The following is a 21608-nucleotide window of genomic DNA, read 5'->3' on the forward strand; positions in this document are numbered from 1 at the left end:
GGAGGCCATGCGCTTTCGCGGGAAGTCCATCCGCCGGAAGATCGTGGCGCTGCTTCTCGTGCCGTTGCTGTCCCTGAGCGCGATCTGGGCCTTCGCCACGGCCCTCACGGGACGCGAGGCAGCCCAGTTGTTCAGCGCGTCGTCCGTCGTCGAGAAGATCGGCTACCCGACCGAGGACACCGTCCGGGTCCTTCAGCAGGAACGCCGCCAGACCCTGGTCCACCTCGCCGACCCCCGTGCCTCCGACGGACTCGCCGCGCTCAGACGCAGCCGCGCCGCCACCGACGAGGCCATCGCCAGGGTCCGCAGGAACGCCGACAGTCCGGAGGCGCGCGACGCCCTCGGCGAGACCTCGGGTGAACGGCTGACCGCCGTCCTCGACGCGTTCGACGGCATGGAATCCCTGCGCAAGAGCGTGGAGGACGGCACCGTCAACCGCTCCCAGGCCCTCGACCTCTACAACCAACTGGTCGACCCGTGCCTTGTCCTCCTCGGTGACCTCCATGTCGTCGACAACGTGGAGATGGACACCCAGTACCGCGCCCTCGTCAACCTGATCCGCGCCCGCGAACTCCTCTCCCGCGAGGACGCCCTCCTCGGCTCCGCCCTGGTCGTCGGCAAGCTCTCCCGAGTCGAGATCCGTGACGTCTCGGATCTCGTGGCGCAGCGGAACGTCCTGTACGACACCAACCTGCCGCTGCTGCCCAGTTCGGAACGTGAGCGGTACGAGCGCTTCTGGAAGGACGCCGCCACCGCTCCGCTGCGCGTCGCCGAGGAGTCCGCCGTGTCCGCCGCGTCGGGTGACGCCGGCGGAGTCTCCGCGCAGACGTGGGACACCACGGCCGGTAACGTGCTCGACGAACTCGGCACCCTCGACGACGAGGCGGCGGACCGCTACCAGGACCGCGTCCGCCCGATCGCCACCGGCATCATCGTCCAGGCCGTCGTGGCCGGTGTCCTCGGTTTGATCGCCGTGCTGCTCTCGCTCATCGTCTCCATACGCATCGGTCGTGGCCTCATCCGCGACCTGCGCCAACTCCGCCTTGAGGCCCACGAGGCGTCCGGCGTCCGGCTGCCCAGCGTGATGCGCCGCCTCTCCGCGGGCGAGCAGGTCGACGTGGAGACCGAGGTCCCGCGTCTGGAATACGACAAGAACGAGATCGGCGAGGTCGGCCAGGCCCTGAACACCCTGCAGCGTGCCGCCGTCGAAGCTGCCGTCAAGCAGGCCGAACTCCGCGGCGGCGTGTCCGAGGTCTTCGTCAACCTCGCTCGCCGCAGCCAGGTCCTCCTCCACAAGCAGCTCACACTGCTCGACACCATGGAGCGCAGGACCGAGGACACCGAGGAACTCGCCGACCTCTTCCGCCTCGACCACCTCACCACTCGTATGCGTCGGCACGCCGAGGGCCTGGTGATCCTCTCCGGCGCCGCGCCCTCCCGGCAGTGGCGCAAGCCCATCCAGCTCATGGACGTCGTCCGGGCCGCCGTCGCCGAGGTGGAGGACTACGAGCGCATTGAGGTCCGGCGCCTGCCCCGCATCGCCGTAACCGGCCCCGCGGTCGCGGACCTTACCCATCTCGTGGCCGAACTCCTGGAGAACGCCACCGTGTTCTCCCCGCCGCACACGGCCGTCCAGGTTCTGGGGGATCGGGTGGCCAACGGCTTCACCCTGGAGATCCACGACCGTGGCCTCGGCATGGCGGCCGAGACCCTGCTGGACGCCAACCTCCGGCTCGCCGAGACCCCGGAATTCGAGCTCTCCGACACCGACCGGCTCGGGCTCTTCGTGGTGAGCCGGCTCGCCCAGCGGCAGAACGTCCGCGTCTCGCTGCAGCCCTCCCCGTACGGCGGCACCACCGCAGTCGTCTTCATCCCCGACTCGCTGCTGACGGACGAGGTGCCCGACACCAACGGCATCGGCTTCCGCCTCGACCGCCCGCGCCCGTCCAAGGAGGCCGAGCCCGAGGAGAGCCGCAGGACCGCGCTCTCCCAGGTGCCGGTGCAACTGCCGGGTCTGCCCGCCGGGTTGCTGGACGGGCCGGTCGAACTGGAGGGCCCCGTCGACCTCGACGCGATCGACGACTTCCCGGGCGCCCTCGATGGCGAGGAGAGCGAACGCGGCGGGCTGTTCCGCCCGCGCCGTACCCTCACCCGCGCAGACGAGGACACGACGACCCGCGCCGCCACCCGCGGCGGACCTGGCCGGGCCGAAGCGGACGATCATGTCAACCCCCCGGTGCCGTTGCCCCACCGTCGCACACCCAAACTTGTCAGCTCGCACGGCCGCCCGGTCACCGACCCGCGGTCCCGGCGCTCGGACACCGACGAGGAGAACGCGACCGGCCCCGCCCCGCGCCGCCCGGACCAGGACCGCACACCACCTCTCCCGACCCGCCGCCGCGGCAGCTCGGCTCTCAGCCGGACCCCCGGCCGAACCGGCCCCCTCAACGACGCGAAGGAGCCCCCGAACAGCGACTCCGGCGGGCTTTCGGAGCGTCCGGGCAAGGTCCCGGGCGATGTCTTTGAGGCAACGGACGATGTCTTTGAGGCAAAGGACTTCGGTGAGCGGCCCGGCCCCCTGGCCCACGAGACCGGCGCGCCCGCCACCTCTCCCGGGCGCAGCCCCAGCGACGGCGCCGATCCTCCGCTTGCGCACCTCGGCGACGGCGCCGAGCCCCCGCTGGAGCACCTCGGCGATGGCCCCAAGCCCCCACTTCGCCCCCTCGGCGATCGCGCCGAGCCCCGGATCCATGACCTCGATCCGGACGGCACCGTCGGGCGCCCGCGCCCCGACGAGCCCGGCCCCGGCCCCGAGACCTCCGGCACCGGCCCCCTGCCACGCCGTGTCCGCCAGGCCAACCTGGCGCCGCAGCTGAGACAGGACCCCGTCCGCCGTACCGAGGACCGAACGGCGCCCGTGGAACGGGACGCCGACGAGGTACGCAGCCGTATGGCCTCGCTCCAGCGCGGCTGGCAGCGCGGACGCCAGGAGAACGCCGCGGGCGACGACGCCCACCGCGGCACAGCACCACAAGGAACAACTAAGGGGGACGGTCGATGACCGCACCGAAGGCGACCGGCCAGACCGCACACGGGAAGTCCGAGCTCAACTGGCTCCTCGACGACCTCGTGGACCGCGTCGCGAGCATCCGCAAGGCCGTCGTACTCTCCGGCGACGGTCTGGCGACGGGGGTATCCAAGGACCTCACCCGGGAGGACGGCGAGCACCTGGCCGCCGTCGCCTCGGGTTTCCACAGCCTCGCCAAGGGCGTGGGCCGGCACTTCGAGGCGGGAAGCGTCCGGCAGACGGTCGTCGAACTGGACGACGCCTTCCTGTTCGTCACGGCCGCCGGCGACGGCAGCTGCCTCGCCGTCCTGTCGGACGCCGACTCCGACGTCGGTCAGGTCGCCTACGAGATGACGCTCCTGGTGAAGCGGGTCGGTGCGCATCTGGGCACCGCTCCGCGCACCGATCTGCCCTCGGGCGGGTAGTGGGATGGCATGAGCGCAGACGGTCAGGCAAGAAGCCACTGGTTCGACGACGAAGCAGGACCGGTCGTCCGCCCCTACGCCATGACGCGGGGCCGCACCAGCCACGCGGCCCAGCACCGCCTCGATCTGATCGCGGTGGTCGTCACGGAACCCCATGTGGACGACCCGGAAGCGGATCCGACCCTGTCCCCGGAACACGTGGACATCGTCGAGCTGTGCCGTGACACCCCGCAGTCGGTCGCCGAACTCGCAGCCGAACTCGACCTGCCCATCGGAGTGGTCCGGGTCCTCGTCGGGGACCTGACGGACGCGGAACTGGTCCATGTGACACGGCCAGTACCCCCGGCCGAGCTGCCGGACGAGAGTATTCTGCGCGACGTGATCAACGGCCTCCGGGCGCTGTGAGCAGCGCGGAAGCGAGGTGGAGACGTGACAGGCTGGCAGTTCTGGGTCGACCGGGGCGGCACCTTCACCGACATCGTCGCGCGGCGCCCGGACGGACGGCTGCTGATCCACAAGGTGCTGTCCGACAACCCGGCACTCTCCCACGCGCGGCTTCGCTCGCGCGGGGGGACTCCGGTCCCCGACGCGGCCGTCGCGGGCGTGCGCGAACTGCTGTCCGGCTCCGGGGAGCCCATTGAAGCGGTGCGTATGGGGACCACGGTCGCCACCAACGCCCTCCTGGAACGGACGGGTGAACGCACCCTGCTCGTCATTACCCGCGGGTTCCGCGACGCCCTGCGCATCGCCTACCAGAATCGCCCCCGCATCTTCGCCCGCCGCATCGAACTGCCCGAGCTGCTCTACGAGCGGGTCGTCGAGGTCGACGAGCGCATCGCCCCCGATGGCACCGTCCTGACCGCACCTGACCTGGACGCCCTCGCCGAACCGCTCCGCCAGGCCTTCGACGACGGAATCCGCGCCGTCGCGGTGGTCTGCATGCACAGCCACCTCCACCCCGCCCACGAACAGGCCGTCGGGGAGCTGGCCGCCCGCATCGGCTTCCCGCAGATCTCGCTGTCCAGCGAGGTCAGCCCCCTGATGAAACTCGTCCCTCGCGGGGACACCGCCGTCGTCGACGCCTACCTGTCGCCGGTGCTGCGCCGCTACGTGCAGCGCGTCGCCGACGAGCTCGAAGGCGTGCGGCTGATGTTCATGCAGTCCAACGGGGGACTCGCCGAAGCCGGTCAGTTCCGCGGCAAGGACGCCATCCTGTCCGGGCCCGCGGGCGGCATCGTCGGCATGGCCCGGATGTCGCAGCTCGCCGGCTTCGACCGCGTCATCGGCTTCGACATGGGCGGCACCTCCACCGACGTCTCCCACTTCGCCGGCGAGTACGAACGCGTCTTCACCACTCAGATCGCCGGTGTCCGGCTGCGCGCGCCCATGCTGGACATCCACACCGTCGCGGCCGGCGGCGGCTCGATCCTGCACTTCGACGGCTCCCGCTACCGCGTAGGGCCGGACTCGGCGGGCGCGGACCCGGGTCCCGCCTGCTACCGCGCGGGCGGCCCCCTCGCCGTCACCGACGCCAACGTCATGCTCGGCCGCATCCAACCCGATCACTTTCCCCGTGTGTTCGGCCCCGACGGTGACCAGCCCCTCGACGCGCCCCTCGTCCGCGACCGCTTCGCCGCCCTCGCGCGCGAGATCCGCGAGCGGACCGGCGACGACCGCACCCCCGAACAGGTCGCCGAGGGCTACCTCCAGATCACCGTCGCCAACATCGCCAACGCCGTCAAGCGGATCTCCGTCCAGAAGGGCCACGACGTCACCCGCTACGCCCTGACCACCTTCGGCGGCGCCGGCGGGCAGCACGCGTGCATGGTGGCCGACCTGCTCGGCATCCGAACCGTCCTCGTACCCCCCATGGCCGGCGTGCTCTCCGCGCTCGGCATGGGCCTCGCCGACACCACCGCCATGCGGGAACAGTCTGTCGAAGCTCCCCTGGAAGCCGCCTCCACGCCCGCCGTCACCAAGACGGCGGACGACTTGGAGGCCGCGGCGCGTGCCGAACTCCTCGCCGAGGACATCCCCGAGGACCGCATCGAGGTCACCCGCCGCGCCCAGCTCCGCTACGACGGCACCGATACCACCCTCACCGTCGAGCTCACCGAGCCCGACACCATGAAGCACGCCTTCGAAGAACGTCATCGCGCCACGTACTCCTTCACGCTCGACCGCCCGATCGTCGTCGAAGCCCTCTCCGTGGAAGCCACTGGCATCACCGAACCCCCCGATCTCTCCGCCCTCGCCCCCTACGAGGCCACCCGCGCGGGCCGCCCCACTGCCCCGCACACCGTCCGCCTCCACACCGGCGGCACCTGGCGCGACGTACCCCTCCACCGCCGCGAGGACCTGCCCCCGGGCGACACCGTCACCGGACCCGCGATCATCACCGAGTCCGGCGCGACGACCGTCGTCGACGACGGCTGGCGGGCCGCGGCGACCGACGACGGGCATCTGGTCATGGAACGCGCGGCGACTACGCAGAGTTCCGATCTCGACACGAAATACGATCCGGTTCTTCTCGAGGTCTTCAACAACCTGTTCATGTCCATCGCCGAACAGATGGGCGCCCGACTCGAATCCACGGCCCAGTCCGTCAACATCAAGGAACGCCTGGACTTCTCCTGCGCCCTGTTCGACCCGGACGGAAACCTGGTGGCCAACGCCCCTCACATCCCCGTCCACCTGGGCTCGATGGGCACCAGCGTCAAGGAGGTCATCCGGCGCCGCGGCACCGGTATGCGTCCGGGGGACACGTATGCCGTCAACGACCCGTACCACGGCGGCACCCACCTCCCCGACGTCACCGTGATCACCCCGGTCTTCGACACCGGCAGTACCACAGGCACGGAGCGTGACCGGATCCTGTTCTACGTCGCCTCCCGCGGCCACCACGCGGAAATCGGCGGCATCGCCCCGGGCTCCATGCCCGCGAACAGCCGCACCATCGAGGAGGAAGGCGTCCTCTTCGACAACTGGCTGCTCGCCGAGAACGGCCGCTTCCGCGAGGAGGAGACCCACCGCCTGCTCACCGAGGCGCCCCACCCCTCGCGCAACCCGAGGACCAACCTGGCCGACCTGCGGGCCCAGATCGCCGCCAACCAGAAGGGCGTCGACGAAGTCACCCGCATGATCGAGGACTTCGGCCTCGACGTCGTCCAGGCGTACATGCGACACGTCCAGGACAACGCCGAAGAAGCCGTACGCCGGGTCATCGACGCCCTCGGCGACGGCGAGTACGCCTACGAGACCGACTCGGGCGCCGTCATCCGCGTACGCGTGCGCGTGGACCGCGACAACCGCTCCGCGACAGTCGACTTCACCGGTACGTCACCCCAGCTGGCCGGCAACTTCAACGCCCCCTACGCGGTGGTCAACGCGGCAGTCCTCTACGTCTTCCGCACCTTGGTAGCCGACGACATTCCCCTGAACGACGGCTGTCTGCGACCGATCCACATCATCGTGCCGTCCGGCTCGATGCTCTCGCCCGAGCCGCCCGCCGCAGTGGTCGCCGGCAACGTCGAGACCTCGCAGGCCATCACCGGCGCCCTCTACGCCGCGCTCGGCGTGCAGGCGGAGGGCTCCGGAACGATGAACAACGTCACCTTCGGCAACGAACGCCACCAGTACTACGAGACCGTCGCCTCGGGGTCCGGCGCGGGCGACGGCTTCCCCGGGGCGAGCGTCGTCCAGACCCATATGACCAACTCCCGCCTGACTGACCCCGAGGTCCTGGAGTGGCGCCTGCCCGTCCAACTGGAGGAGTTCTCCGTGCGGCGCGGCAGCGGTGGCGCCGGTCGGTGGCGTGGCGGCGACGGCGCGGTCCGCCGCATCCGGTTCCACGAGCCGATGACCGTCTCCACGCTCTCCCAGCACCGCAGGGTGCCCCCGTACGGCATGGCGGGCGGTGAACCCGGCGCCCTGGGCGCCAACCGCGTCGAGCGCGCGGACGGCACGATCACCGCACTTGGCGGCAGCGACGCGACGGACGTCGGACCCGATGACGTACTCGTCATCGAAACCCCCGGCGGCGGAGGCTACGGGCCACCGCCGTCCGATCCCCATCAAGCAGGAGAAGAGATCGATGATCTTCGGGCGTTCTGAGCGCGGCAAGCCCCCGGTCGAGCCCGTCACGCTCAAGATCCTGGTGGCCGGCGGCTTCGGAGTGGGCAAGACGACCCTCGTCGGCGCGGTCAGCGAGATCAGGCCGCTGCGCACCGAGGAACTGCTCACCGAAGCCGGGCGCCCGGTCGATGACACCAGCGGCGTGGAAGGCAAGCACACCACCACGGTGGCCATGGACTTCGGCCGCATCACGCTGCGCGAGGACCTCGTGCTGTACCTCTTCGGCACGCCCGGCCAGGAGCGGTTCTGGTTCATGTGGGACGAGCTGTCCGAGGGCGCGCTCGGCGCCGTCGTACTCGCCGACACCCGCCGCCTGGCGGACTGCTTCGCCGCCGTCGACTACTTCGAACGGCGCTCCATACCATTCCTCGTCGGCGTCAACTGCTTCGAGGACGCCGCCCGTTACCCGGCGGAAGAGGTACGCCAGGCCCTCGACCTCGACGACGACGTACCGCTGCTGCTGTGCGACGCGCGTGACCGGGAGTCGGTCAAGGAAGTCCTCATCGGTGTCGTCCAGCACGCCATGGCACACGCGGCGGACCGCCGCCAGGCCGTGACGACCTGACGTACGCGCACGGCCCGTACCCCCGCCGACCGGGGTACGGGCCGCGGCCCAGGAACTCCGAGGACGCCGCACGCGCGCGTGTGCCAACGTGCGCCTAGTCGACGCCGTCCTCCACCCAGCCGAAGCTCTTCTCGACGGCCTTGCGCCAGTTGTGGTACTCGCGGTCCCGCACCGACGCCTCCATGGTCGGCGTCCACTCCGCGTCCTTCTCCCAGTGCGCCTTGAGCTCGTCGAGGTCGTTCCACACGCCCGTGGCGAGCCCTGCCGCGTACGCGGCGCCCAGGCAGGTCGTCTCGGATACCTTGGGCCGGATCACGGGTACGTCCAGGACGTCCGCCTGATGCTGCATCAGGAGGTTGTTCTTGGTCATACCGCCGTCCACCTTCAGGGTGGTGATGTGCACGCCCGAGTCCTGGTACATGGCGTCGACGACCTCACGCGTCTGCCAACTCGTCGCTTCCAGCACCGCACGCGCGAGGTGCCCCTTCGTGACGTACCGGGTCAGCCCGGCGACGACCCCGCGCGCGTCGGAGCGCCAGTACGGCGCGAACAGGCCCGAGAACGCGGGCACGATGTACGCGCCGCCGTTGTCCTCGACGCTCGCCGCGAGTGTCTCGATCTCGTCGGCGGTCCGGATGATGCCGAGCTGATCGCGGAACCACTGCACGAGCGCGCCCGTTATAGCGATCGCCCCCTCCAGGCAGTACACCGGTGCCTCACTGCCGATCTTGTAGCCCATCGTTGTCAGCAGCCCGCTCTTGGACGGCACCGGCCGGTTCCCGGTGTTGAGCAACAGAAAACTGCCCGTGCCGTACGTGTTCTTCGCCGCCCCCACGTCGTAGCACGCCTGCCCGAACACGGCCGCCTGCTGGTCGCCCAGCGCGGACGCCACGGGCACGCCCGCGAGTTGACCCACGGCCGTCCCGTACACCTCGGCCGAGGACCGGATCTCGGGCAGCACGGACTCGGGCACATTCATCGCGGAGAGGATGGAGGGGTCCCATTGGAGGGTCTCCAGGTTCATCAGCATGGTGCGCCCGGCGTTGGTGACGTCGGTGACGTGCCGGCCGCCGTCGGTGCCGCCGGTGAGGTTCCAGATCAGCCAGGAGTCGATCGTCCCGAAGGCGATCTCGCCCCGCTCGGCGCGGGTCCTGAGGCCGGGCACGTTGTCGAGCAGCCAGGCCGCTTTGGGTCCGGAGAAATAGCTGGCCAGCGGCAGCCCCGTCTGCTCGCGGAACCGGTCCTGGCCGTCCGATCCGCCCAGTTCGTTGCACAGCGCGGCGGTGCGGGTGTCCTGCCACACGATGGCGTTGTGCACCGGCTTGCCCGTCGAGCGGTCCCAGAGCACCGTGGTCTCGCGCTGGTTGGTAATGCCGAGCGCGCTGAGCTGGTCGGCACGCAGTCCGGCCTTCGCGACCGCGCCGGCGACCACCGCCTGCACCTTGGACCAGATCTCGGTCGCGTCGTGCTCGACCCAGCCGGGCTTGGGAAAGATCTGCCGGTGCTCGCGCTGGTCGACGGCGACGATCGCGCCGTTCCGGTCGAAGATGATGCAGCGGCTTGACGTGGTGCCCTGGTCGATCGCGGCCACGTACTTCTCGGCGTTGTCCGTCATGGCTACCCCTTGGGCTCGGTTCAGAAAGCTACGTTGTAGATGAGGCCGGCGGGCGTTCTCCGGCGAGTGGCCCGACGACCGGAATCCAGGCGTAGCTCCAGTCGGAGGTGCCCTTGTTCGGTATCGGCAGGAAGGTGTGCACGATGCGCGGGCCGAGATCGCGCGCCGGCGCGATGATCTCCGTCATCAGGTTGGCGGCCGGATTCCGGATCTCCGGGATGGTGGAGAAGATGCCGAGCGTCGGCGTCGGCTCGTCCACCGTGCCCTCGGTCGTGCCCCTCGTACGGATGTTCGCCTGGAACTGGGCGAGATACACGAGGTAGGTGAGGACGGCGCCCAGGGTGACGGCCGGATTGATGTGCCCACCGGACAGGGGAGCGGCGGTGTAGGCGCCCGCCAGCACGCCGAAGCCCCAGCCGAACGCGATCACGTTCCACCCCGACGCCCGTGCTTTCGAATATCTGAGCGTGACCGCCGCGCATACGCCCGCACCGAACAGGATCAGGATCGCGGTACCGATGATCTCGCCGACGAAGATGTCTCCGTTGCTCATGGCGGCTCCTAGGCCGTGGACGGGGTGTTTGACCCTGGTCCTCCGTGCAGGGTGCGTCGCGCTGCTCCCGTGCCGATCAACCGGAGCCAGGGAGGTCCCGCGCCCCGCCCGGCGTCCGTGACGAGCGTGCCGTCGCAGCCGACCGGTCCGGGGCGTGGGCCTCGGCTCAGAAGCCCAAAACGGCGCAGTGCCGGATTGCGCCGAGAATGTACGGCGATGTCGGCTGACACCGGGAAGTGTTCACCGGCGCTCAGGGGGCGTCAAGTTCGCTGACAACACCCGTTCACGACACCGCGCCCGCTCCGGCGCGCAAGACCGCGCCCGCAGGGGCCGCCACGCTACGACGGCACCGTGCGACGCCGTTGACCCGTACGGGTGCACCGGTCGGACCGCACCGGCTCTCCGCGCGCTCTCAGCCCCCGCCGGGCTCCACCACCGCACACCCGGCCTCGCTCGGCGTAGGCGCCGTACCACGCCGGACCTCGTGCCCGGGCAGCCCGGCGTGGCCCAGCACCCAGCTCCCCCCGCTCAGCGACTTCGCGGCCTTCTTCAGGGGCGCCAGACAGGCCGCCGCCTCTCGGTGATCCGTCACGCTGCCCGGCGCACACAGCACGGTGGCCAGGGACAGCGTCACCGGCCACCCGCCCGCCGACCATGGCATGTCCAGGACGGAGGCGGCGAGCGGATCCAGTCCCTCCGGATCCGCGAGCACCAGGAAGTCGTCCCCGCCGATGTGCCCCACGCGCGTGCTCCCGGAGGCCGCGAGCTGCAGCGTCCGCCCCACCGACCGGATCAGCTCGTCGCCGGCCGCGAACCCGGCCCCGTCGTTCACTCGCTTGAAATGGTCGACATCCAGCCAGCTCAGCGCGAACGGCCGGCCGTGCGCGATCCGCCGGTCCACCTCACCGGTGATCGCGTCCGACCCGGGCAGCCGCGTCAGCGGATTGAGCCCGGCCGCCTCCTCGACGCGTGTCTCGGCCAGCGCCCGTACGAGGTCCGCCAGCCGTACGACGCCCACGCACCGCCCGTACGCGTCGACGACGGCCACATCGTCCGACGTACGGTCCCGCCCGCCGTCCGCGACCACCTCCAGCACCTCCCACGCGGTGGCGTCGATGCCCACCGTGCGCGGCGGATCACCCAGCTTGGCCGCGGGCCGGTCGGCGTACAGCGCGTGCCCGTAGCGGCCCGACATGGACAGCAGGAAGCGCGACCGGTGCACCGACCGCACGGGCACCCCGTCCCGGTCCACGAGCAGCACCCCGGACACGTCCGGCGACCCGGTCAGCAGCGCCCGCACCTGGGCGGCGGACGCGTTCGCGGCCAGTAGCGCGGCCGGCCGGACGAACTCCCGCACCAGTGGCCCCGAGGGCGACGGCGCCTGGGCCTCGGGGGAGCGGGGCGGAACGTACACGTCCACCGCCGGCAGCCTGGCCGGCGGCGCGAACAACTCCCCCTGCGCCAGCTGCGCCCCGGCCCCCACCCCTGTCATGAACTGCAGTTCGGTTTCCACGCCCTCCACGCACAGCAGCGCCCGCAGTTCGTCGCACAGCGTCCGCATCGCCCGCACCGCGGCCGGCCGCGCCAGCAGCGAGGCGTCGAGCTTCACCAGGTCCGGCGCGATGTCCGTGAGCAGTCGCAGCGGTACGTCCCCGTCCCCGACGCCGTCGGCGCTGATTCGGAAGCCCTGCTCGCGCAGCGCGGTCACCGCCTCCAGCAGCGCCTGCTGCGGCACATGCGTGTAAGGCGGGCCGACATCGATTGTCACCTCCCACGGCATACGTCCCGCCGCGCGCACGGCGGCGTGCAGCGAGCTCAGCCCGCCGAGGTCGGCGAGCGTCCCGGCGAACACGTTGACGTGCAGCGGCAGCAGCGACTCCTTGTGAACCGCCGCCCGCACCGCCAACACGGCCAGCCGGCTGTCGAGTTCGGGATCCCGACGCGCCTCGGCCAGGATGTCCCCGGCCTCCGGACGGGCGAGGATCTCCAGTGCCGCGATCCCGCCAGTGGACAAGTTGACCACCGGTTGGAAAGCGAAGCGGAGAGTATCCGACCAGGAGCGCACGGCAGCATAATGGCGCCTCCAGAGAACGCTGAGGCCCAGTTCATGAGACGTTCACACAGGATTCCGGGCCGATCACACAGCGTACGAACAGCCTGCCCGGGAGTGTGTGACGAGGTATCACCAGTGAGACGTCGGTGGCCCCGAAAACCATACGAAGCGTCTCCCGCGGGCGTACGACCGGGTGGTCGCACACCACAGGAACCGCCCGCTCCTCACCGCACCGCGATCACCGCGGACCCGTGCCCGAACAGCCCCTGGTTGGCGGTGATCCCCACGCGTGCCCCGGCGACTTGGCGATCACCGGCCTGCCCCCGCAACTGCCGGGTCACCTCGCAGACCTGAGCGATCGCCTGAGCCGGGACCGCCTCCCCGAAGGATGCCAGCCCACCACTCATGTTCACGGGTATGCGACCGCCCGGAGCCGTCTCGCCGTCCCGCAGCAGCTTCGCGCCCTCGCCCTGGCCGCACAGCCCAAGGTCCTCGTACCACTGCAACTCCAGTGCCGTGGACAGGTCGTACACCTCGGCGAGGGACAGGTCGTCGGGCCCCATGCCCGCCTCCTCATAGGCAGCGCGGGCGATCGAGGCCCGGAACGTCTCGGCGGTGGGATCCACCGCTATTGCGGAGTCCGTCGCGATCTCGGGCAGATCCAGCACGGTGTTGGGGTAACGCGGCGTCACCGTGGACACCGCCCGGATCCGCACCGGCTCCGCCACCCCGTGCCGACGCGCGAACTCCATGCTGGACAGCACCAGGGCCGCACCTCCGTCCGAGGTCGCGCAGATGTCCAGCAGCCGCAGCGGATCCGCGACCACCGGCGAGGCGGCAACCTCCTGAGCGGTGACCGGCTTGCGGTACCGCGCGTTGGCGTTCAGCGCGCCGAGCGCCGCGTTCTTCACCTTGACCTGGGCGAAGTCCTCCAGGGTGTCGCCATGGACAGCCATCCTCCGCCGCGCGTACAGCCCGAAGTACGCCGGATTGGTCGCCCCGAGCACTCTGAACCGCAGCCAGTCGGGATCGTCCGGCCGGTCACCTCCCGCCGGCCGGAAGAAGCCCTTGGGCGCGGCATCCGCACCCACCACGAGCACCACGTCCGCGAGACCCGAGAGGATCTGTGCCCGCGCGGTGCTGATGGCCTGCGCCCCCGACGCGCACGCCGCGTACACGCTGGTGACCCGCGCGCCCTGCCAGCCCAGTGCCTTGGCGAAGGTTGCCCCAGCCACGTACCCGGGGTAGCCGCCGCGCACTGTGTCGGCACCTACGATCGAGCCGACCTGCCGCCACTCCAGTCCCGCGTCGGCAAGCGCCGCGCGTGCCGCCGCCACCCCGTACTCGACGAATCCCCGTCCCCACTTGCCCCATGGATGCATTCCGGCCCCCAACACCGCCACATCCCCCGTCATATCGCCACCCCCGTCGGCCGCCAGTGCCACGTCGTCCAGATCGTCTCCGCGTCCTCGTGCAGCACGCCGGGAACGACCTCCACCTCCATGCCCACCGCCAGGTCGGCGACGGTGAACCCGGGAGCCGCCTGTCCCAGCACCACCATCCGCTCGGACTCCAGCTCCACAGCGATCAACGCGTACGGCTCCCACGGAAGTTCCGGATCGGTCACGTAGGGTGACGGAGGCCGGTACCGGCTGTCCGTGTACGACCAGACGCGCCCCCGCTGTGACAGCGGCACTTCCTCCAGATCGCGCCCGGGACATCCGGGATTGCGGCAGTGGACGTCCTCGCGGGGGAAGAAGACCGCGGCACAGGCCGAGCAGCGTGTGCCCAGGAGTCGGAAGTCGTCCCCGTCACCGGTGAACCAACCATCGACCACGGGTGTTCGTGTACGAGACAAGGTCCCTCCCGACGGCATGAACTGACGATGTGTCAGAAGTGTGCCAGCGGATCCGGAGGAGCGCTAAGGACCTCGACGGCCCATCCGTGAAAGTCCTGCCCACGGGTCACTCGGCCACCTGCAAGAGACGCTCTCCGCAAGATCGGATACAGTCCGCCGCGTGTCCGAAACTCAGCACTCCACCCCCAACTTTGCGCCGGACTCGCACTGTTCGAGCTGCGGATCGCCCTACGGAGAGGGCGTCTCCGGCTGGCCCCGCACCTGCCCGGCCTGCGGCACCGCCGCCTACCGCAACCCGCTGCCGGTCGCGGTCGCACTCCAGCCCGTGTACGACACCAAGGGCACCGCTCTCGTCGTCATCACCCGAACCATCGCCCCCGCGCGCGGGGGCATCGCTCTGCCCGGCGGTTACATCGGCGACCGTGAGGACTGGCGGCAGGCACTCGTCCGCGAGCTCAAGGAGGAGACCGGGATCGACGCGGCGAGCCGCGATGTCCGGCTCGTCGACGCGATGAGCTCTCCCGACGGTCATCTGCTGCTGTTCGGCGTCCTTCCGGAACGCCCCGCAGACCGCCTGCCCGAGCCCACCGCCACGGACGAGACGGAGGGCTGGCACCTCCTGCGCAGGCCCGAGGAACTCGCCTTCCCGCTGCACACGCTCGCCGTCCGGGCCTGGTTCGAGGGCCGGTACGTCTGAGTCAGCGCTCCCTGAGCCCGCGTACCCGCACCGGGTGGGGCGGCGCCCCGCCGCCCTCCCGCTCGACGACCACCCGCGAGCCCTCCCAACGCGCGACGTAACGCTCGATCTCCGGCTCCTCCCACCCGTCCCCGGCGTCCGGCACCACCAGCCCGGCCCCGGTCCGTCCCCGGGCGGGCGCCCACACCTCCAGCTCCGGCCCGTCCCCCGTCCCGCGCGTGGGGATCACGGCACCCGCGCGCGCGAGCACCGGAATCCGTGACAAGGGGGCGTCGACAAGAACCTGCGCCGGACCCTCGTACGCCTCCTCCGTGGCCGTGTCGTACCAGAGCCCCCGCGGCAGCTGCACCGCACGCCGGTCCGTTCCCGGATCGAGCACCGGCGCCACCAGGAGACAGTCGCCCAGCAGGAAGGCGTCCTCGCAGTCACGCAGCGCCCGGTCCTCGGGCGAGCCCCACCACACCGGCCGCACATAGGGCGCCCCCGTACGGCGGGCCAGGTGCGCCAGCGTCAGGAAGTACGGCAGCAGCCGCCGGCGTTCGACGAGGGCCACGCGCACGTGCTCCAGCACCTCGGCACCGAACTCCCAGGGCTCCCTGCGTCCCGCCCGCAGACTCGCGTGTGTGCGGAACAGCGGCAGATACGCGCCGAGCTGGAACCAGCGCAGATACAGCTCCGGAGAGGGACTCCCGTCGAAGCCGCCCACGTCCGGCCCCGAGTACGGCACTCCGCACAGCCCCAGCCCCATGACCAGCGACAACGACGCGCGCAGCCCCGGCCAGCCAGTGGCGATGTCACCGGACCAGGTGCCACCGTAACGCTGCATACCGACCCAGCCGGACCGCGAGAACAGAAACGGCCGCTGTCGCGGCGCCAGTTCGCGCAGCGCCTCGTAGCCAGCCCTGGCCATGTACAACGCGTACACGTTGTGCGCCTCGCGGTGATCGCCGCCCCGCCCCTCCAGATCGTGCCGGGCCGAACGCGGCAGCGTCGGCTCCCCGAACGCGGCGAACGACGTCGGCTCGTTCATGTCGTGCCAGAACCCCGCGAAGCCCTGAGCGAGCCGCTCCTCGTAGAGGCCACCCCACCACTTGCGTACGCGCGCGTGCGTGAAGTCCGGGTACACCACTTCCCCCGGCCACACTACGCCGCGCACCGGCTGTCCCGACGCGTCCCGCACGAAGGCGTCGTGGGCCGTTCCACTGTCGTACACCTCGTTGCCCGGCTCGGCCTTCACGGCGGCGTCGACGATCGACACCAGCCTGATCCCGTCCCGCTGCAGCTCATCAGCGAGCGCCGGCAGTTTCGGGAAGCGCTCCCGGTCCACGGTGAACACCTGATGGGCGTCGTAGTGGTCGATGTCCAGGTGCACCGCGTCGAGCGGCAGACCGTGCTCCCGATACCCCGCGATGATCCGCCGTACCTCCCGCTCACTGCCGAAGCCCCACCGCGCGTGATGGTGGCCGAGCGCCCACGCCGGCGGCAGAGCCGGCGCTCCGGTCAGCGAAGACCAGGCGTGCAGCACACGCGCGGGGGTGCCCACGATCACCCAGCAACGCAGCGGACCGCCGTCCATGCGCATCTCGCACATCCCCGCCCGGTCGTGGCCGGAACCCGCCCCCTCCTCGCCCTCCCGCAGCGCCACCGTGCCGTCCCACGAGGTGTCGTGGAACACCAGATGCGTGCCCGCGTCGGCCACCACCAGCTGCACCGGCATGGTGATGTACAGCGGATCGTCGCCAGGTGCGAACGCCCGCCCCGGGTCGGTGTTCCACAGCCGGTACGTTCCGTCCCGCAGCCGCGGCCCCGACGAGCGTCCGCCCAGCCCGAAGAAACGCGCGTCGGCGGACACCTCGGACCGCTGCATCCAGCGCGCCCGGCCGCCCCGGACCGGCTCCCACCACCGCGGCGGCAGATCCCGGCGCAGGGTCACGCCACCAGGGGTGCGCACCTCGACGGCGCCGTTCCGTGACACGACGACCGTCACGCGCTCCGCCACGACCCGCCAGCCGCCGTCCTTGTCCGGCTCCAGCACCGCGCGGGGATCGGCCTCCGGACAGCGCCCCGCGAGCGCGTACGACGGCTGGGGACCCGCACCGTCCCAGCCCCAGAAGACGGCCCCGTGCACCGTGACGATGATCCGCAGCTCGGAGCGGCTGAACCGCAGAACGCCGCCCCCCGGGCCGGGCGTCACCTCCTGCACCTGTCCGGGCACTCGCGCGCGTTCGGCGCCCCGCGGGGGCAGGCCGGTGGCGTCCGCGCGGCGCCTGCGCCACGCCGCGCGCACGGTACGCAACCCCTGAGCCGCCCCCGCGAAACCGACCGCCTTCACCGAATGCACCAGGTCACGACCGTCCATGCTGCTCACCCTGCCACTGACCGGCGTACACGTGTGTGTCGTTCAACTGCCGTTCACCCGTGCCGGGACCACATCTTCATGACCCGGACTATGTGGGTGGCACCCTGGTGCAGAAGTCGATCACATGGCATCGTCCGTGTCAGCCGCGTCACGCGCACACCCCAGCCCGTGCGCGAGCGACGCACACGACGCGCACAGTCCGGGAGCCGCCCATGTCGATCGTGAACCCCCAGCCGCTCTGGCAGCCAGATCCGGAACGCATCGCCCAGGCGCAGATCACCAAGTTCCAGGCATGGGCGGCCCAGCACCACGGCGCGCCGAGCGAGGGCGGCTACACCGCGCTGCACCGCTGGTCCGTCGACGAACTGGACACGTTCTGGCAAGCCGTCACGGAGTGGTTCGACGTACGGTTCGCCACGCCCTACGCGCGCGTGCTGGCCGACCGATCGATGCCCGGGGCGCAGTGGTTCCCCGGCGCGACCCTGAACTACGCCGAACACGCCCTTCGAGCGGCCGCGACCCGCCCGGACGAACCGGCCCTCCTGTGCGTCGACGAGACCCACGAACCACGCCCGGTCACCTGGTCCGAACTCCGCCGCCAGGTCGGCTCCCTGGCCGCCGAACTGCGCGCCCTCGGCGTACGCCCCGGAGACCGCGTCAGCGGATACCTCCCGAACATCCCCCAGGCCGTCGTCGCCCTCCTCGCCACGGCCGCCGTGGGCGGCGTGTGGACCTCCTGCGCCCCCGACTTCGGCGCCCGCAGCGTCCTCGACCGTTTCCAGCAGGTCGAACCCGTCGTCCTGTTCACCGTCGACGGCTACCGCTATGGCGGCAAGGAGCACGACCGCCGCGACATCGTCGCCGAACTGCGCCGGGAGCTGCCCACCCTGCGCGCAGTCGTCCACATCCCGCTCCTCGGCACAGGGGCTCCCGAAGGCGCCCTTGAGTGGTCGGCCCTGACCAGCGCGGACACGGAACCCGTGTTCGAACAGGTGCCCTTCGACCACCCCCTGTGGGTGCTGTACTCCTCCGGCACAACCGGCCTCCCCAAGGCCATCGTCCAGTCCCAGGGCGGCATCCTCGTCGAGCACCTCAAGCAGCTCGGCCTGCACTGCGACCTGGGCCCCGAGGACCGCTTCTTCTGGTACACCTCCACCGGCTGGATGATGTGGAACTTCCTCGTCTCCGGCCTCCTGACCGGCACCACGATCGTCCTCTACGACGGCAGCCCCGGCTATCCCGACACCGGCGCCCAATGGCGGGTCGCCGAACGCACGGGAGCCACCCTCTACGGCACCTCCGCCGCGTACGTCATGGCCTGCCGCAAGGCGGACATCCACCCCGGCCGGGACTACGACCTCTCACGCGTGCAATGCGTGGCCACCACCGGCTCGCCCCTTCCGCCCGACGGCTTCCGCTGGCTGCACGACGAGGTCCGCGACGACCTGTGGATCGCCTCCGTCAGCGGCGGCACGGACGTATGCTCCTGCTTCGCGGGAGCCGTACCGACCCTGCCCGTGTACATCGGCGAACTCCAGGCCCCCGGACTGGGCACCGACCTGCAGTCCTGGGACCCGAGCGGCAAACCCCTGACCGACGAAGTCGGCGAACTCGTGGTCACCAATCCCATGCCGTCCATGCCGATCTACTTCTGGAACGACCCCGACGGCAGCCGATACCACGACAGCTACTTCGACACCTACCCCGGCGTCTGGCGCCACGGCGACTGGATCACCGTGACGTCCCGACGCTCCGTGATCATCCACGGCCGCTCCGACTCCACGCTCAACCGGCAGGGCGTGCGGATGGGCTCGGCCGACATCTACGAAGCCGTAGAGCGCCTGCCCGAGATCAGGGAATCCCTCGTCATCGGCATCGAACAGCCCGACGGCGGCTACTGGATGCCCCTGTTCGTACACCTTGCCCCCGGAGCCGTCCTCGACGAGGCCCTCCTGAACCGCATCAAGCAGACCATCCGCGAGCAGCTCTCACCCCGCCACATCCCCGACGAGATCATCGAGGTCCCCGGAATCCCGCACACCCTCACCGGAAAGCGCATCGAGGTCCCGGTCAAACGCCTGCTCCAAGGCACCCCGCTGGAAAAGGCGGTCAACCCCGGCTCGATCGACAACCTCGACCTGCTCCACTTCTACGAGGAACTCGCCCGCAAGCGAACCTGACCCCACACCCGCGCAAGACAGCCCCGCAACCCGGCCTCGGACTCACCGACCGCGACGTCGACGTCCGAGGCCGCTGCTCGCGCGATCCCTGCCGTGACCTGTGCTTTCCGTCCGCTGCCGACTCGCTCGGCCCTCGTTGTCAGTGCCGCCGGTTACTGTGAGTGAGCATTGATCGACTGCGCACAGGGGGAGACATGGCGCACACCGACCACCAGACCACGCGACGCGTCCTGCACCGCGAAATCGCCGGCACGATCGGCCTGCTCACGGACGAGTACGACTTCCAGGCCATGCGGCGCTACCGCAGCTTCACCTTCGACGACCACGAAACCTACTTGCGGCAGGTGGAAGCCCTGCTCCAAACACGCGCCGCCGAGGGCAGCCACACCACCGTGGCCCTCTTCGACCCACAGGAGTACGCCGACTTCTGCGAGGACGGAGGCCTGGACCCCGACCTCCCATCGAGCCGCACACGCTTCACAGCCGAACTGGCCACCACCGGCCCCACGGTTCCCTACGAAGGCCAGAAGCTCGCCGACCTCGTTCCGGTCCTCGTCGACGAAGCAATTCGCCAGGCGACCTGGGAGTACGCATCGACGCTCCTGGCCCGCGTCGGCGCCTGCGCGACCTGCGGCGAGGACATCGGCCGCACGGCCTTCGCCCGTGCCTCGAACCTCCTCGTCCGTATCCTCGACACGGCCCCACCCGGCAACCGGCACCTCGTATGCAGCGTCTCCGGCACACCGGAAACCCTCGTCGCCGCACTCCACGCGGACCAGGACACCGACGGCACCACACAAATCGACGAGGCCGAGGCCCTGGAATTCACCACCGTCCTGGCCCTGGGCATCGCCACCCGGAGCCCCGGCGGACTGGTCATGCGGACCACCGCCCCCGGCACGTCTGACCGCATCTACGGCTGGCGCCTGCGCGGAGACGGCCTCGAACCCCTGACCGCCGGCGAGGTCTTCGACGCCTACTGCACCGACATCGAGTCGGGTGACCTCATCTCTCCGGAATCAGGGGTCGACTACTGCGTCCCACCCGACCTGGGCGAGGACGCAAGCGCCGGAGAGACAGGAGAGACAGGAGAGGCGGGAGAGACCGGAGAGGAGGGAGAGCAGGGACCGGCCGCGGAGCATCGCCACTGACCATCCACTCACGGACACGGACGGGGCGCCCCACCCGCAGGTGGAGCGCCCCGGAAGAGGAGCCGTCGACGGCTCGGCCCGCCTACTCGCCGGACAGCACCGCCTGAGCAGCGTTGCGCGCATCCTCGGCAGTGTCGGCCGCCCGAGCGGCCGCCGCGGCCCGCTCGCACTGCGCGAGCGTGTACTTCGCCAGCGTCGCCCGGACATAAGGAATCGACGCCGCACCCATAGAAAGAGAGGTGACACCGAGACCGGTCAGCACACACGCCAGCAACGGGTCGGACGCGGCCTCACCGCAGACACCACAGCTCTTGCCCTCGGCCTTCGCCGCCTCGGCGGACAGTGCGACCAGGTCGAGCAGCGCGGGCTGCCACGGGTCCTGAAGCCGGGACACCGCGCCCACCTGACGGTCGGCGGCGAACGTGTACTGCGCCAGGTCGTTCGTCCCCAGCGACAGGAACTCGACCTCCTGAAGGATCGAACGCGCCCGAAGCGCCGCCGACGGAATCTCGACCATCGCGCCGAACTTCACCTGCAGCCCGGCCTCCCGGCACGCGTCCGCGAACGCCTTGGCGTCGACGCGGTCCGCCACCATCGGGGCCATTACCTCGAGGTAGACCGGCAGACCCTCGGCCGCCTTCGCCAGCGCGGTCAGCTGCGTGCGCAGCACCTCCGGGTGGTCGAGGAGGGTGCGCAGACCGCGCACCCCCAGGGCCGGGTTCGGCTCGTCGGCCGGTGTCAGGAAGTCCAGTGGCTTGTCCGCACCGGCGTCCAGCACCCGCACGACGACACGGCCCTCGGGAAACGCCTCGAGAACCTGCCGATAGGCCTCGACCTGCTTCGCCTCTGCGGGCGCCTTCTTGTTGTCGTCCAGGAAGAGAAACTCGGTCCGGAACAGGCCGACGCCCTCGGCGCCGGCCTCGACTGCGGCCGCCACGTCCGCGGGGCCGC

The 21608-nt window shown here is 70.7% G+C and carries 14 protein-coding genes and 1 pseudogene (1 of these 15 cut by a window edge); 8 read left to right on the forward strand and 7 right to left on the reverse strand.

The annotated features are described in order from the left end of the window. The first annotated feature begins 7 nt into the window (after positions 1-7). From HJD23_RS36300 to HJD23_RS36320, 5 genes are read left to right on the forward strand one after another with little or no spacing between them, the layout of a single operon-like run. On the forward strand, positions 8-3061 hold the full coding sequence (locus HJD23_RS36300; RefSeq protein ID WP_171111220.1) for a nitrate- and nitrite sensing domain-containing protein: 3054 nt from the start codon (positions 8-10) through the stop codon (positions 3059-3061). Then, positions 3058-3492 (forward strand): roadblock/LC7 domain-containing protein, encoded by a 435-nt coding sequence (locus tag HJD23_RS36305; protein ID WP_171111218.1) that lies wholly within the window; start codon positions 3058-3060, stop codon positions 3490-3492. Before HJD23_RS36300 ends, HJD23_RS36305 begins: the two co-directional genes overlap by 4 nt. Positions 3493-3501: 9 nt before the next feature. Further along, positions 3502-3897 carry a DUF742 domain-containing protein gene (locus HJD23_RS36310; RefSeq protein ID WP_171111216.1) on the forward strand — a complete coding sequence of 132 codons (396 nt, stop codon included), beginning with the start codon at positions 3502-3504 and terminating at the stop codon, positions 3895-3897. 24 nt (positions 3898-3921) lie between these two features. Beyond that, positions 3922-7605, forward strand: a complete 3684-nt coding sequence (locus HJD23_RS36315) for a hydantoinase B/oxoprolinase family protein (RefSeq protein WP_171111214.1) — start codon at positions 3922-3924, stop codon at positions 7603-7605. Beyond that, positions 7586-8191 carry an ATP/GTP-binding protein gene (locus HJD23_RS36320; RefSeq protein ID WP_171111212.1) on the forward strand — a complete coding sequence of 202 codons (606 nt, stop codon included), beginning with the start codon at positions 7586-7588 and terminating at the stop codon, positions 8189-8191. Before HJD23_RS36315 ends, HJD23_RS36320 begins: the two co-directional genes overlap by 20 nt. Positions 8192-8285: 94 nt before the next feature. Here the strand turns inward: HJD23_RS36320 and glpK are convergent, their stop codons facing one another. The 5 genes and pseudogenes from glpK to HJD23_RS36345 form a co-directional block, all read right to left on the reverse strand. Then, entirely contained in the window at positions 8286-9806 is a 1521-nt protein-coding gene (gene glpK, locus HJD23_RS36325; protein WP_171111210.1) for a glycerol kinase GlpK, read from the reverse strand. Between the two features lie 20 nt (positions 9807-9826). Beyond that, a pseudogene (locus HJD23_RS36330) lies at positions 9827-10359 on the reverse strand (MIP/aquaporin family protein). A gap of 412 nt (positions 10360-10771) precedes the next feature. Beyond that, positions 10772-12424, reverse strand: a complete 1653-nt coding sequence (locus HJD23_RS36335) for a GGDEF domain-containing protein (protein ID WP_171111208.1) — start codon at positions 12422-12424, stop codon at positions 10772-10774. A 212-nt stretch (positions 12425-12636) separates the two neighbouring features. Continuing rightward, on the reverse strand, positions 12637-13827 hold the full coding sequence (locus tag HJD23_RS36340) for a lipid-transfer protein (RefSeq protein ID WP_171111206.1): 1191 nt from the start codon (positions 13825-13827) through the stop codon (positions 12637-12639). Further along, positions 13824-14249, reverse strand: a complete 426-nt coding sequence (locus HJD23_RS36345; RefSeq protein WP_171111204.1) for a zinc ribbon domain-containing protein — start codon at positions 14247-14249, stop codon at positions 13824-13826. Before HJD23_RS36345 ends, HJD23_RS36340 begins: the two co-directional genes overlap by 4 nt. A gap of 181 nt (positions 14250-14430) precedes the next feature. Between HJD23_RS36345 and HJD23_RS36350 the strand changes: the two genes are divergently transcribed. Continuing rightward, a complete protein-coding gene (locus tag HJD23_RS36350) occupies positions 14431-14967 on the forward strand; it encodes an NUDIX domain-containing protein (protein WP_171111202.1) in 537 nt (178 codons plus the stop codon). A gap of 1 nt (position 14968) precedes the next feature. Here the strand turns inward: HJD23_RS36350 and HJD23_RS36355 are convergent, their stop codons facing one another. Continuing rightward, positions 14969-17326, reverse strand: coding sequence for a glycoside hydrolase family 31 protein (locus tag HJD23_RS36355; RefSeq protein WP_171111200.1), 2358 nt, complete (start codon positions 17324-17326; stop codon positions 14969-14971). A gap of 212 nt (positions 17327-17538) precedes the next feature. Between HJD23_RS36355 and HJD23_RS36360 the strand changes: the two genes are divergently transcribed. Beyond that, positions 17539-19506: an acetoacetate--CoA ligase gene (locus tag HJD23_RS36360; RefSeq protein WP_171111198.1), complete on the forward strand. Its 1968-nt coding sequence runs from the start codon at positions 17539-17541 to the stop codon at positions 19504-19506. Positions 19507-19700: 194 nt separating this feature from the next. Further along, positions 19701-20657, forward strand: coding sequence for a hypothetical protein (locus HJD23_RS36365; protein ID WP_232107968.1), 957 nt, complete (start codon positions 19701-19703; stop codon positions 20655-20657). An 82-nt stretch (positions 20658-20739) separates the two neighbouring features. On the opposite strand, the gene ptsP is transcribed toward HJD23_RS36365, so the two are convergent. After that, positions 20740-21608 carry the 3' portion of a phosphoenolpyruvate--protein phosphotransferase gene (ptsP, locus tag HJD23_RS36370; RefSeq protein ID WP_171111860.1) on the reverse strand. It continues 802 nt past the right edge of the window, so 869 of the gene's 1671 nt are visible here — the last part of the coding sequence; the start codon falls outside the window, past its right edge; its stop codon occupies positions 20740-20742.

It is taken from the genome of Streptomyces sp. Z423-1, from assembly GCF_013009255.1.
GTDB lineage: Bacteria > Actinomycetota > Actinomycetes > Streptomycetales > Streptomycetaceae > Streptomyces > Streptomyces gossypiisoli.